Below are 12,775 nucleotides of genomic sequence, written 5' to 3'. Positions count from 1 at the left end.
GCGCAGCAGGGCTGATCGTCACCAACACGCCCGCCGTGTTGACCGATGCCACCGCCGATCTCGCCATGACGCTGCTTTTGATGTGCGCGCGCCGTGCCGGAGAGGGCGAGCGCGAGCTGCGCTCCGGCAAATGGACCGGTTGGCGGCCGACGCATCTCTGCGGCACCCAGGTCAGCGGCAAGACCGTCGGCATCATCGGCATGGGAAGGATCGGCCAGGCCATGGCCAGGCGCTGTCACTTCGGCTTCGGCATGGAGGTCGTCTTCTTCGACAGCCAGCCGGTTCCCCACCCCGGCATGCCGGCGCGGCAGCTGGCGACTGTGGACGAGGTGCTGGCGGCCTCGGATTTCGTGTCGCTGCATTGTCCGGGCGGTGGCGAAAACACCCGCCTCATCAACGAACGTCGTCTTGCCCGCATGAAGGAATCAGCCTTCCTGATCAACACCGCGCGCGGCGATGTGGTGGATGAGGACGCACTGGTCCAGGCGCTGCGTGAGCGTCGGATTACTGGTGCCGGGCTCGACGTGTTCGAGACGGAGCCGTCCGTGCCGCGCGCCTTGACGGAGCGTGAAGATGTCGTGCTGCTGCCCCATCTGGGTAGCGCCACCAGCGAAACGCGCATCGCAATGGGCATGCGGGTGATCGACAATCTGTCGGCCTTCTTCGAAGGCCGCACCCCGCCTGACGCAGTGAACTAGCTCCCCGTTTCAGTTCCAACACCAGGCATGGCGACGCCGAAAACCGTGTCCGCCTTTTGCCGCCAGGAGACGAGCAGAATGACCGGCTTTTTCCAGAGGAACCTCAAGCTCCAGGATGCGGTGGTCGCCGATGCGATTGCACGCGAGATGGGCCGGCAGCGGTCCGAAATCGAGCTGATCGCATCCGAAAATATCGTTTCGCCGGCTGTGCTGGAGGCACAAGGCTCGGTGATGACCAACAAATATGCCGAGGGCTATCCGGGGCACCGCTACTACGGCGGCTGCCAATATGTCGATCTGGCCGAAGCGGCTGCCATCGACAGGGCCTGCCGGCTGTTTGGCGCGGCGCACGCCAATGTGCAGCCGCATTCCGGCGCCCAGGCCAATGGCGCGGTGATGCTCGCCATGCTGAAGCCGAGCGACACCTTCATGGGTCTGTCGCTCGCCGCCGGCGGGCATCTGACGCACGGTGCCCGGCCGACACTGTCGGGAAAATGGTTCAACGCCGTGCAATACGGCGTGCGCCAGAGCGACTGCCTTATCGACTATGAGGAGCTAGAGGCCAAGGCGCGGGAAACACGGCCAAAGCTGATTATCGCGGGTGGATCGGCCTATCCGCGCATCATCGACTTCAAGCGCATCCGGGCGATCGCCGATGCCGTCGGCGCGCTGATGATGGTCGACATGGCGCATTTCGCCGGCCTGGTCGCCGGCGGCGTGCATCCCAACCCGGTGGAGGTCGCCGATATCGTCACCACCACGACGCACAAGACGCTGCGCGGCCCGCGCGGCGGCATGATCCTGACCAACAACCAGGACATCGCCAAGAAGCTGAATTCGGCGGTGTTCCCTGGCCTGCAGGGAGGCCCGCTGATGCATGTCATTGCTGCCAAGGCCGTTGCCCTGGGTGAAGCCTTGGAGGACGGGTTCAAGACCTATGCCCGGCAGATGGTGGCGAATGCCAGAAAGCTGGCCGCGACGCTTGGCGAGCGCGGATTCGACATTGTCTCCGGCGGAACCGATACGCATCTGCTGCTGGTCGACCTGCGCGGCAAGGGCCTGTCCGGCAAGGACGCGGAGGAGGCGTTGGGCAGGGCAGGGCTGACCTGCAACAAGAACGGCATTCCTTTCGATCCGGCGCCGCCTGCCGTCACCTCCGGTATACGGCTGGGCACACCGGCCGCCACCACGCGCGGTTTCGGCGAGGGCGAGTTTGCCCGTGTCGGCAATCTCATAGCCGACGTGCTGGATGCGGTCGGAACGCAATGGGGCGCCGAACAGGAGAAGGCGGCTCGGCGGTCGGTCGAGGAGCTTTGCGAGGCATTCCCGATCTACGAGCCCAGACCCGGTTGACCATCCGGGGAGCGCGCCACAGGCAGATACATGGCTGCCGCGGACAGGGCATTAGCCACAGATATGATTTTGCGTAGCAGCGCCATTCGTGACGAGTTGCGCCTGTCCTAACGTCATCGCGAAATCACCGCATACATCCACCGCCAAGTTTGTCGTTCGAGCCATTTTGCAAGCAATTTCCGTCGATTGACGGAAGTGGCGCCTTCGGCTGCGGACGGCAGGAGGAGCTTGGATCCATGGGTGCGGCGTTTTCCGGGGAGCGGGTTGCCAGCCTCGAAAGATACCCTGGCTTTTTTTGATCTTTTGAATGGAGAGGAAAATGAACATTAAGAGCCTTCTTTTCGGCTCAGCTGCGGCTCTGATCGCAGTTTCCGGTGGGCGCGCCGCCGACGCCGTCGTTGTTGCCGAGCCGGAACCCGCTGAATACGTCAAGATCTGCGACGTCTACGGCGCTGGTTACTTCTACATCCCCGGCACCGAAACCTGCCTGCGCATCGGCGGCTATGTCCGCTACGACGTCGGCGTGGGTGATGCCGGTTCGTTCGATGGCGTCAATCACGTTCCTGACAGCATGGGCGAAGACGACCACTCGACCTACTGGAAGAATGCCCGCTTCAACCTGAAGACCTGGACCGGCCAGGAAACCGAACTCGGCACGTTGAAGACCTACACCGAGACCCGCTTCAACTTCGGCAACAGCTTCGGCGACTATGCCAACCAGGCCACGACCAACGACAGCCGCAACAACTGGCAGGCCCGCAACACGGGCATTACGCTGAACTTCGCCTGGATCCAGATCGGTGGTCTGCGCGTCGGTAAGGACGACCCGGCCTTCGACACCTTCATCGGTTACGCCGGCAACGTCATCAACGACACGATCGTCCCCTATGGCGGCTTCGACAGCAACGTCGTCCAGTACTACTTCGACCTCGGCAACGGTTTGTCGGGCGTGGTTTCCCTCGAAGAAGGTAGCGGCAGCGCTGGCCCGACCGGCGTCCCGCCTTTCGCGTACATCAGTTCGGGTTACGACACGATCGACAGCTATGTCCCGCATGTCGTCGGCGGCGTGAAGTACACGCAGGGCTGGGGCGCGATCACGGGCGTCGCTGCTTATGACAGCACCTTCGAAGAATATGCCGGCAAGGTTCGCTTGGACGTGAACGCTTCGAGCGCTCTGTCTCTGTTCTTGATGGCCGGTTACGGCACCGACAAGAACATCGACCGCAACTTCTATAAGCAGTGGGGCGGCAACTGGGCAGTCTGGGGAGGCGGCACCTACAAGTTCAACGAGAAGACCTCGTTCAATCTCCAGGTTTCCGCTGACGATGACAAGAATTACGGTGTCGCGGCAAACGTTGCCTACGATGTCGTCCCCGGCTTCACGGTCACGGCCGAAGTTGACTATAACCACGATGGCAAGTTTGGCCAGATTGACAACCGTAACTGGGTCGGCGCTACGAAAGAGAATAGCGTCGGCGGCCTCCTCCGCTTCCAGCGTGACTTCTAGCGGATTGTTGTAGCACTTCGCCGAAATATACGAATGCTCGCTGGGCAAGCCGGCCCAGTGAGCTCATCGGGTGGCTCCTCTCAAAATGCTTGAGTCCGTACCTCCAGGACCGAAGCGCGCCGCCGATGCGAAGGGCGCCTTTGACCAAGGCGCCCTTCATTCCGGCTATGTCCACCAGTGTGATCCCACCCGAGTGACGACGAAGAGGAGGAGGTGGACGAACCTCTCTGCGCAGGCGGAACTGGCCAGCGCGGCTCGACGTCGATCTCGACAAGCCGTTGACCAGCGAGCGTTCAAGGGCGGCCTCTCTGGAGATCGCCTGGCGGATCGCCTCGGCTAGCCTGGGCCTGTGCGCGTGGAAGCATCGGTCTGCCGCCATGAGCAGGTTGATTGGCGGTATCTTGCGTCACGAGGCCATAGCTTCGACAATTGGAGACGCAGCCGGAACGCGGATCGACTTCACTTGCATGGCACCGGCAGTCTGACAGGGGGAAGCCGATATGCGCCTGCCACCGATCGACCTTAGCCGCGAGAACACCTTCGGCGAACTAACCTATGAGAATGGCGGCGACTACGGGCCGATCGGTGGCGACTATCTGGCCTTCATGCTTGTCCACGTCGGATCCCTGACGCTCGAGGCGGATGACAGCGTCCTGCAACTGGAGGCAGGACAATGTGCTCTGTCGCTCACGCGTGATCGCTACATGACGTCGGTGGCGCCGGAAACGCTGACCCATGTCAGCTGGTGCGATGGCCGGCCGCAGAACGCGGCGTGGCTGTACAAGGAGCGCGAGAAGTTCGCGCCATTCATCGTCGCCTCGCCGATGGTTCACACCCTCATGCAGTTGGGTGTTGATCTTGGCCTCGGCGAGCGCGGCGGCCGCAGTGGTGTTCGCGAGTCGCTGACCAACGCCTTGCTCCACGCCTTCATCTACGAGGCCGAGGTGATCGAGGCGGAGCGGCCGATCCCGCAGACGATCCTGCAGGCACGCCGTTTCCTCGAAGAGAACTTTGCCGCCGATCTGTCGATCGAGCGGGTGGCGCAGCAGGTGCGCGTCAGCCCGCAATATCTGGTCTCGGCGTTCAAGAAACATCTCGGCATGACGCCGGCCAAATATCTGTGGCGTTGCCGCCTCGATTACGGCACGCATCTGCTGCAGCGGACAGGACTGTCGATCAGCGAGATCGCCTACCAGGTCGGCTACAAGAACCCCTATCATTTCTCGCGGCAGGTCAAGCTGGCGTTCGACTGTTCACCGACCGAGCTCAGAGAGCAGAAGCGCAACGCCTGATGGTTGCCCACGTGCCTCCGGGTGACGAGGCAAGCATTGCCTCCAGAACCGGCGGGTGAACTGGCGATATGCTTTCCTCAAGAGCGGACATGGCGGTTTCCAGGCACAAATGAATTGTCGGGCAATCAGGGTTGATCCGGCGTCAGGCAACGGACCGATGTCTTGCAACCTGGTTGCCGGTCGCGCCTTGGCCAGATCCGTTCACCGACAACAGACATTCCAGGCTGGACAGCACCATGAGCAATTTCTCTCATCTCGATCCCGTTGCGCTCAACGACTGGCATGTCGTCGCCTGTGTCGAGGAGGCGATTTCATCAGACCATCCTGGGTCAGGACAAGCCGATCCTGGAGAATCAGGTTCCGAAGAGGCTGCCGCTGGATCCCCGTTCCGAGGTGCCGATCCGCGCCGACGCCGCGTCGGCCGCCTACCGCCGCTGGCTGCGCGAAAGGGGCCTGCGTTATGGCGTCGTGGCCGGCAACGGTATCGGCGCACACTAGAGCCGGATGATTTCAGGTCGAATCGACCTGAAATCGGAATCCGCTTCTAGATCAAAGAGATAGAGCATGATGTCTGGACAAACGGTTTCCGTTTGTCCGTGAAAACCGCTTCACACTTTTCGGCACTATGCTCTAGTCATGGGCGCATTTTCGGACATGATTAATTGTGGATATGCGCGAAAGAAATCGCAGCCATTGTTAGCCGACCTTCGCCGTGGAAGTTTCGGACCTAAGCCGGAAGACCGGCTGCCAACAACGCCATGGGGACGTTGTCCAGGCGATCGCCGCCTCCAAGTAGGCAACCGGAAAAGACAAGAACATCCGGATGACGACAGGGCGGCATTGGACAGTTCTCGGACTGGAATGAGAGGATCAAGCGATGACGAATACCATTACGCGACGCACGGCAATCCTGGGCACGGCGGGCGCCCTGCTTCTGTCGGGGCTTGTACGCTCATTCGCGGATGTCCCAAAGACGCTGAAACTGGCTGTTATCCTGCAGGACCTGCCTGACGTCGGCTGGGACCGGACGCTGCTCGACGCGCTTGAGCAACTGAAACAGGAAAGGCCCGAGGGGCTGGAGATTGCATGGGAACATACCGATCCGCTGTACGGAGACGATGCTGAGAACGCCATGCGTTTCTACGCAGAGAGTGGTGAATACGACATCATCTGGGGCCATGGCACCTATTCGGACCAGGTCCAGAAGCTGAGCGTCGAGTTCCCCGACCTGATGTTTGTTGTCACCGGCTCCGGCAATCACCCAGCCGGGCCAAATCAATACTGGATCTACAAGCGGCTGCATGAGCCTTCCTACCTGCTTGGGATGCTGGCTGGCCATACCACCAAGACAGGCATGGTTGGCATCGTCGGCACCTTTCCAGCCAATGACGTCAACGACCAGATCAATGCGTTCTTCGAGGGTGCAAAGTCGATCAGGCCGGACATCCAGCATCGGCTTTCGTTCATCGGCTCGTGGTCCGACAATGCGCTGGCGGCTGAGCATGCCAATGTGCAGATCGCGGCCGGCGCCGACGTCGTTTTCATGCTGACCGACAATTTCAAGCCCTGCCAGGAGCACAAGATCATGTGCTTCGCCAACATCAACGACCAGAGCAAGGTCGCGCCCGACGCCATTGCGTCCAGCGCCACCATCAGCTGGAAGCCCGATCTCAACTGGATCATCGGCGAATGGCTGAAACACAAGGCCGGTGCGCAATTCAATGGCAACGCCGAACCGAAATGGTTTTCGATGGCCGAAGGCGGCACCGACATCGCACCCTATCATGATTTCGACGGCAAGATCCCGCAGGCGGTGAAGGGCGAAATATCTGCCAAGCGGCAGGAGATTCTTTCCGGCAAGTTTGTCGTTCCGCTCAACACCGCCGAGGTGAAGTAAGACACATCAACCAGGCAGCCCGGTGCGACCCAATGGAAGACCTGCTGAACGTTCAGAACCTTACCAAGCGATTTGGCAGCGTCATTGCCAATGACGGGGTCAATCTCGATATCCGCAAAGGTGAGATCCACTGCCTTTTCGGTGAAAACGGGGCAGGCAAGTCGACGCTGTCGTCCTGCCTCTACGGCTACTACAAAGCCGATAGCGGCGAGATACGCTTCAAGGGCGAGGTGGTGGAATTGAGCTCTCCCGCCGATGCCTTGCGGTTAGGCATCGGCATGGTTCACCAGCATTTCGTGCTGGTGTCGAACTTCACCGTGCTCGAAAACATCATCGTCGGCAGTGCCGATGTCGGGTTGCTGCTGAGGAAGGCCGATGCCCGCCGCAGGGTTCTCGGCCTCTGCAGGGACTGCGGCATCGACATCGACCTCGATCGCGAAATCTGGCAATTGTCGGTCGGTGAACAGCAATGGGTGGAAATCCTCAAAGCACTCTATTTCGGTGCCGAGCTGCTGATCCTGGACGAACCGACGGCGGTCCTGACGCCGCAGCAATCCGACCAGCTCTTCGTCATCCTTGATGGGATGCGCAAGCGTGGATTGTCGATTGTCCTGATCAGTCACAAGCTGCGCGAGGTGATGCAATCCGACAGGGTCACCATCCTGCGCAAAGGCAAGGTCGTCGCTACGGTGGACACCGCCAATACGACAGCCGAGGCGATTACCGCCCTCATGGTCGGGCACAAGGTGACGAAAAACGTCAGGGACAATTCCGTCACGCCGACGGGAGAAATCCTCTCGGTCGAAAAGGTGTCGGCGGTTGGCGAATGGGGCGAGGATGTCCTCAAGGACGTGACGTTTACCGTCGCCGCCAACGAGGTTCTCGGGCTGGCTGGCGTTGCCGGCAACGGCCAGAAGGAACTGTTCGAGGTACTGATGGGAGTCCGCGCGCTTCAATCGGGCGGTTTCTCGCTGGAAGGAAGCCCGGTCACCGCGCCGACGTCTCGCCAGATTCTCGACAGCGGCGTGGGTTTCATTCCGGACGATCGTTTCCTCGAAGGGTTGATCCCGGAGTTCGGAACCGCCGAAAACCTTGTCCTCGGCTGGCAGCGATCGCCGGAATATTGTCGCGGTCCGTTCCTCGATCGCCGCAAACTGGCTGAGTTGGCGAGGCGCAAGATCGACGAATACAAGGTCGCGACCGCCTCGGCGGACCTCCCGGTGGAGCGACTGTCGGGGGGCAACGCGCAGCGTGTCATTCTTGCCCGCGAGTTCCAGCATGCGCGGCGGCTGTTGCTGGCCAACCAGCCGACGCGAGGGCTCGACGTTGCGGCCTCCGAATTCGTCTACGAGAAAATCCTGGAAAAGCGGGCCGCGGGCTTTGCGATCCTGCTCGCCTCAGAGGAACTCGAAGACCTGCTGCGCCTTTGCGATCGCATAGCGGTCATGTTCAAGGGCCGGATCATGGGCATCGTGCGACCCGAGGAGACCAGCCTCCTCGAACTTGGAATGATGATGGCAGGCGATGCCAGCCAGCTTACGCAGGGAATTCAATGATTTCATTTCAACGACGCTCGGGCAGCAGCCTGGGATGGAACGTCGTCTGCTATTCGGCGGCGATATCAGGTGCTCTCCTGGCTTCCGCTGTTTTGCTGAGGCTTTCCGGCGGCGATCCTGCAAGGGCCTTCACGGCCCTGATCGTCGGTGCATTCGGCAGCCAAGGCGCATTGCTCGGTTCGCTGGCGAAGGCGACCCCGCTGTTGCTTGTCGGGCTGGGCACGGTGTTCGCATTCAGGGCCAAGATCTGGAACATCGGCCAGGAGGGGCAGGTGTTCGCCGGCGCGATGGCCGCCTATTGGGTGAGTTTCTGGATAGCGCCATTGCCAGGCTGGCTGGCCGTCTGCACACTCGCGCTGGCCGGAATGGCGGGCGGCGGCGTGCTCGGCCTGTTGGCCGGCGCACTGAAAACCAGGTTCGGCACCAGCGAGATCATTTCGACGGTGATGCTGAATTACGTCGTCATGTACCTGCTCGCCTACCTTCTCGATGGCGGCCCCTGGATGGCGACAGGCGTGACCGTATCCTATCACCAGTCGCCGCCCATCGATCCAAGTCTGGAGTGGCCGATCCTCTTGTCCGTTGGGGCGGGAAAGCTGCATGTCGGCTTCCTGTTCGCTCTCGCCGCCTCGGCATTCGCAGCGGTGCTGCTCGACAAGACGTCGCTGGGCTACGAAATCCGCGCGTTCGGCTCAAACCCGACCGCGCTGACGTTTCGCGGCACCAATGTGCGCGGGCTTCTGCTGACCGTCATGCTGATGTCGGGGGCCCTGGCGGGACTGGCTGGCGCCGGCGAGCTTTTCGGTGTCTCGCACCGGCTGCGTGCCGAGACGCTGCTTGGCATCGGCAGTTCGGGGATCGTCGTTGCCATGGTGGGAGGACTGCGCCCGAGCGGCGTGATGATCGCCGCCCTGTTCTTCGGCGCGCTGGAAAGCGGCACGATCTACATGCGGCTGAAGAGTGGCACGCCGGCAGGCCTGGTGTCGGCGATGGAAGGGCTGGTGCTTTTGTTCTTTCTCAGTGCCGCCGTCGCAACGCGCCTTCAGATCGTGAGGAGGGAAGTCCATGCTTGAGCTGCTGCAGGGCCCGCTTCTGATAAGCCTCCTGGCGGCGATGGTCCGCATTGCCACGCCATTGCTTTTTTCGGCAATGGGCGAACTCGTCACGCAGCGCGCGGGCATCTGGAACATCGCTGTCGAAGGCACCATGCTGATTGGCGCCATTGTCGCCTACATGGTTGCCTCGACAACCGGATCGCCTTGGCTGGCTCTGGCGATAGCCATCCTGGCCTGCGCCGCGAGCAGCCTGATCATGTCGTTCGTCACGATTGTTTTGAAGGCCGAGCAATTCGTAGCCGGCCTTGCCCTCAATCTTCTCGCATCGGGCGTGACGCTGTTCTGGTTCCAGGCCTATATTGGCGGCCGCGAGGCGCCGACCTTCATCGGCTTCGACCAGGTTCCGATCCCCTATCTGTCGGATATTCCAATCCTGGGGCCGGTGCTGTTTTCCCAACGCCTGCTGACCTATGTCAGCTTCCTGGTGCCCATCCTCGTCTGGTTCTTTCTCTACCGAACGAAATACGGCCTTGAGGTGCGCTGTGTCGGCGAAAATCCGAAGGCGCTTGACGTCAAGGGCCTGCACGTCGGCCTCAGGCAGTGCCTCGCGATCATGTTCGGCAGCATGATGTCCGGCTTCGGCGGCGCCTTCCTGATGCTTGGCTATTCGGACAAGTTCGTTCCCGATCTCATTGCCGGCCGCGGCTGGCTGGTCGTGGTCGCGATCATCGCCGGCAACTGGATGCCGTTCCGGATCGTTGGAGCGATCTTCATCTTCGCGTTTCTGGAGGCGTTGGGCATCCATGCGCAAGTGGTGGGGATTCCTGTCCCCCACCAGCTGTTCCTCGTCTTGCCCTATGTGGCGTCACTTGTGCTGCTTGCGGGCTTGCGGTCGCGCACCCATCAGCCGGTGGCGCTCGGCATTCCCTACAACAGGGAATAGACCCTGCTGCTCAACCCGCCGGACGGAAAGGCCTTGCTAGCGAAGCCGGGAAGTGCAGCGCCAGCATTTGCCGGTTTCGCGAGATCAGCACCAGAACGATGATTGTCGCGAGATAGGGCAGGGCCGAGAGCAGTTCGGACGGCACTTCCAGTCCGAGCGCCTGTCCCTGCAGCTGGAGGATCGTCATGCCGCCGAACAGCCAGGCGCCAAGCAGGATGCGCAGCGGGCGCCATGTGGCGAAAACCACCAGCGCCAGTGCGATCCAGCCTTTGCCGGCAGTCATGTTCTCGACCCAGAGCGGTGTGTAGGCGACGGACAGATAGGCGCCCGCCAGGCCAGCCATCGCCCCGCCAAACAGCACGGCCATGTAGCGGATCCTGATCACGGGATAGCCGATCGCATGCGATGTCTGCGGTGACTCGCCGATCGTTCGCAGGATCAGCCCGGCCTTCGTGCGGTAGAGAAACCAGCTGATGGCAGCGAACATCACCAGAGCCAGGTAGACCATGGGATCGAAGCGGAAGAGCAACGGACCGATCAGCGGCAGATCGGACAGAACAGGGACGTTGATGCCGTGCAGCGCCTCGATAGGCTCGCTGCCGAAGCCGCGGCCAAGGAAGGCCGACACGCCGGAACCGAAGATGGCCAGCGCCAGTCCGGCCGCATATTGATTGGTGAGGAAGGTCAGTGCCAGAACGCCGAACAGCAGCGAGGCGGCGGCACCTGCCAGGGCGCCAGCAAGGATCGCAACCGGCATTGGATAGCCCGCTGTGACGGCCCAGAAAGCCAATGCCGCGCCCATCAGCATCATGCCTTCGATGCCGAGGTTGAGCACGCCGGACTTCTCGACCACCAGTTCGCCAAGTGCCGCGAATATCAGCGGCGTGGCGGCGATGACGGTGCCGGTGAAGATGGCGATGAACAAATCCATCAGGCTGTCTCCAGCGCGTGCGTGTCTCGGGCCGGCCGTATCAGGCGGATGCGATAAAAAATGAAGAAGTCGGCGGCGAGCAGGAAGAACAGAAGGATGCCCTGGAAGATGCGCGTCAGCGCCGAGGGCAGGCCCAGCGTCATCTGCACGCCTTCGCCGCCGAGGAAAAGCAGCGACATCAACAGCCCGCCAAGCACGATGCCGAAGGCGTTCAGCCGGCCGATGAAGGCGACGATGATGGCCGCGAAACCGTAGCCGGGCGAAATCTGCGGCGAGAGCTGGCCGAGCGGCCCGGCGGCTTCCGCCATGCCGGCGATGCCGGCGGCCGCACCACCCGCCATCAGCCCGATCCAGACGGCGGCAGATTCGCGAAAGCCGGCATAGCGGGCGGCAAGCGGTGCCGCTCCGCTCACCGACATCTTGTAGCCAAGGAAGCTGCGGTCAGTGAACAGCCACATCACGAACACGGCGACGACGGTGATGAAGATCGAAGGGTTGAGCCGATAGGCCGGGTCGAAGGATTCGAACAGGGCGGCTGTCGGCAGAAGTGCCGTCTGCGGGTAGTTGAAACCGGCCGGATCGCGCCACGGTCCATGCACGAGATAGGACAGGAACAGCGTCGCGATGTAGGTCATCATCAGCGTGACCAGGATCTCGTTGGTGTTCATGCGGGCGCGCAGGAAGGCAGGGATCGCCGCCCATGCCATGCCGGCGCCCATGCCGGCAACGAACATCAACGGCAACAGCAGCACGCTGTCCGGGTTCGGCCAGAAAAGACCGACGCCGCTCGCCGCAATCGCGCCCATGGTGAACTGGCCCTCGGCGCCGATGTTCCAGACATTGGCGCGGAAGCCGATAGCCAGCCCACACGCAATGAGGATCAGCGGCGAAGCCTTGAGCAGCCATTCCGACAAACCGTTGAGGGAATTCAACGGCTCGACAAAGAAGGCGTAGAGCGTCGGCAGCGGATCGTGTCCGAGCGAGGCAAAAAAGATCGAGCCGACGACCAGCGTCAAAGCCGACGCCAGCACCGGCGCCGCGACGCGCATTGTTGCCGAAGGCTCCGGCCTTTGTTCAATCCTGAAGCGCAACGTCGCCACTCCCAATTGCCATTTGATCCGTGCCCATCGTTCGACCGGTCATCAGCAGCCCGACCTCTTCGCGGTCGGTCGTCTTGCGTATCAGCGGCGGTGACACGCGCCCCTGGCAGATCACCAGAAGCCGGTCACAAATCTCGAACAGCTCGTCGAGTTCTTCGGAGACGACGAGCACCGCCGCGCCGGCGCGGCTGAGGTCGACGATGGTCTGGCGGATGAAGGCGCTGGCGCCGACATCGACGCCCCAGGTCGGCTGGGAGACAAGCAGAAGCTTCGGCTCGAGCGCGATCTCACGGCCGACGATGAATTTCTGCAGATTGCCGCCCGACAGGCTTTGCGCCGTCGAAGCCGGACCGTTGGCCTTGACCTTGAACCTGTCGATGATGCCAGCTGCGAAGGCGCTGGCTTTGCGCCGGTCGACCAGGCCGTTGCGGACGGTGCCGAAG

The 12,775-nt window shown here is 61.8% G+C and carries 10 protein-coding genes and 2 pseudogenes; 9 read left to right on the top strand and 3 right to left on the bottom strand.

The features are described 5' to 3' along the window. The 9 genes and pseudogenes from EN932_RS15610 to EN932_RS15570 all read left to right on the top strand — a co-directional run. Positions 1 to 698 (top strand): D-glycerate dehydrogenase (locus EN932_RS15610; RefSeq protein WP_164890495.1); only part of this gene is annotated, 698 nt, incomplete at its 5' end. A gap of 78 nt (positions 699 to 776) precedes the next feature. Beyond that, the gene (glyA, locus tag EN932_RS15605) at positions 777 to 2,051 is read left to right on the top strand and encodes a serine hydroxymethyltransferase (protein WP_024505107.1); all 1,275 of its coding nucleotides are present in this window, start codon (positions 777 to 779) and stop codon (positions 2,049 to 2,051) included. Between the two features lie 319 nt (positions 2,052 to 2,370). Continuing rightward, a complete protein-coding gene (locus EN932_RS15600; protein WP_127384705.1) occupies positions 2,371 to 3,558 on the top strand; it encodes a porin in 1,188 nt (395 codons plus the stop codon). Positions 3,559 to 4,058: 500 nt separating this feature from the next. Beyond that, positions 4,059 to 4,850, top strand: coding sequence for an AraC family transcriptional regulator (locus EN932_RS15595; protein WP_013529886.1), 792 nt, complete (start codon positions 4,059 to 4,061; stop codon positions 4,848 to 4,850). A gap of 306 nt (positions 4,851 to 5,156) precedes the next feature. Continuing rightward, positions 5,157 to 5,348 (top strand): annotated as a pseudogene (locus tag EN932_RS15590) (aromatic ring-hydroxylating dioxygenase subunit alpha); the annotation flags it as partial. A 379-nt stretch (positions 5,349 to 5,727) separates the two neighbouring features. Continuing rightward, positions 5,728 to 6,747 (top strand): BMP family protein, encoded by a 1,020-nt coding sequence (locus tag EN932_RS15585; protein WP_127368542.1) that lies wholly within the window; start codon positions 5,728 to 5,730, stop codon positions 6,745 to 6,747. 32 nt (positions 6,748 to 6,779) lie between these two features. After that, complete coding sequence (locus tag EN932_RS15580; protein ID WP_127368541.1) at positions 6,780 to 8,303, top strand: ABC transporter ATP-binding protein; 1,524 nt, start codon at positions 6,780 to 6,782, stop codon at positions 8,301 to 8,303. After that, positions 8,300 to 9,376 (top strand): ABC transporter permease, encoded by a 1,077-nt coding sequence (locus tag EN932_RS15575; RefSeq protein WP_127368540.1) that lies wholly within the window; start codon positions 8,300 to 8,302, stop codon positions 9,374 to 9,376. Before EN932_RS15580 ends, EN932_RS15575 begins: the two co-directional genes overlap by 4 nt. After that, on the top strand, positions 9,369 to 10,301 hold the full coding sequence (locus tag EN932_RS15570) for an ABC transporter permease (protein ID WP_013529890.1): 933 nt from the start codon (positions 9,369 to 9,371) through the stop codon (positions 10,299 to 10,301). The genes EN932_RS15575 and EN932_RS15570 overlap by 8 nt, the downstream gene beginning before the upstream one ends. Positions 10,302 to 10,311: 10 nt before the next feature. On the opposite strand, the gene EN932_RS15565 is transcribed toward EN932_RS15570, so the two are convergent. The 3 genes and pseudogenes from EN932_RS15565 to EN932_RS15555 all read right to left on the bottom strand — a co-directional run. Then, positions 10,312 to 11,232 (bottom strand): ABC transporter permease, encoded by a 921-nt coding sequence (locus EN932_RS15565; RefSeq protein ID WP_127368539.1) that lies wholly within the window; start codon positions 11,230 to 11,232, stop codon positions 10,312 to 10,314. After that, on the bottom strand, positions 11,232 to 12,323 hold the full coding sequence (locus EN932_RS15560) for an ABC transporter permease (RefSeq protein WP_128368906.1): 1,092 nt from the start codon (positions 12,321 to 12,323) through the stop codon (positions 11,232 to 11,234). The genes EN932_RS15565 and EN932_RS15560 overlap by 1 nt, the downstream gene beginning before the upstream one ends. Further along, a pseudogene (locus tag EN932_RS15555) lies at positions 12,307 to 12,775 on the bottom strand (ABC transporter ATP-binding protein); the annotation flags it as partial. The pseudogene EN932_RS15555 and the gene EN932_RS15560, both read right to left, overlap by 17 nt.

The organism is Mesorhizobium sp. M7A.F.Ca.US.002.01.1.1 (assembly GCF_004022955.1).
Taxonomy (GTDB): domain Bacteria; phylum Pseudomonadota; class Alphaproteobacteria; order Rhizobiales; family Rhizobiaceae; genus Mesorhizobium; species Mesorhizobium ciceri.
Note: the sequence above shows the minus strand (reverse complement) of the source record. Positions and strands in the feature narration are given on the sequence as shown.

Bases quoted from the DNA above. Each gene is read 5' to 3' on its own strand.
- EN932_RS15585 (WP_127368542.1), top strand. From the start codon at position 5,728: ATGACGAATACCATTACGCGACGCACGGCAATCCTGGGCACGGCGGGC.
- EN932_RS15575 (WP_127368540.1), top strand. From the start codon at position 8,300: ATGATTTCATTTCAACGACGCTCGGGCAGCAGCCTGGGATGGAACGTC.
- EN932_RS15570 (WP_013529890.1), top strand. From the start codon at position 9,369: ATGCTTGAGCTGCTGCAGGGCCCGCTTCTGATAAGCCTCCTGGCGGCG.
- glyA (WP_024505107.1), top strand. From the start codon at position 777: ATGACCGGCTTTTTCCAGAGGAACCTCAAGCTCCAGGATGCGGTGGTC.
- EN932_RS15600 (WP_127384705.1), top strand. From the start codon at position 2,371: ATGAACATTAAGAGCCTTCTTTTCGGCTCAGCTGCGGCTCTGATCGCA.
- EN932_RS15580 (WP_127368541.1), top strand. From the start codon at position 6,780: ATGGAAGACCTGCTGAACGTTCAGAACCTTACCAAGCGATTTGGCAGC.
- EN932_RS15595 (WP_013529886.1), top strand. From the start codon at position 4,059: ATGCGCCTGCCACCGATCGACCTTAGCCGCGAGAACACCTTCGGCGAA.
- EN932_RS15565 (WP_127368539.1), bottom strand. From the start codon at position 11,232: ATGGATTTGTTCATCGCCATCTTCACCGGCACCGTCATCGCCGCCACG.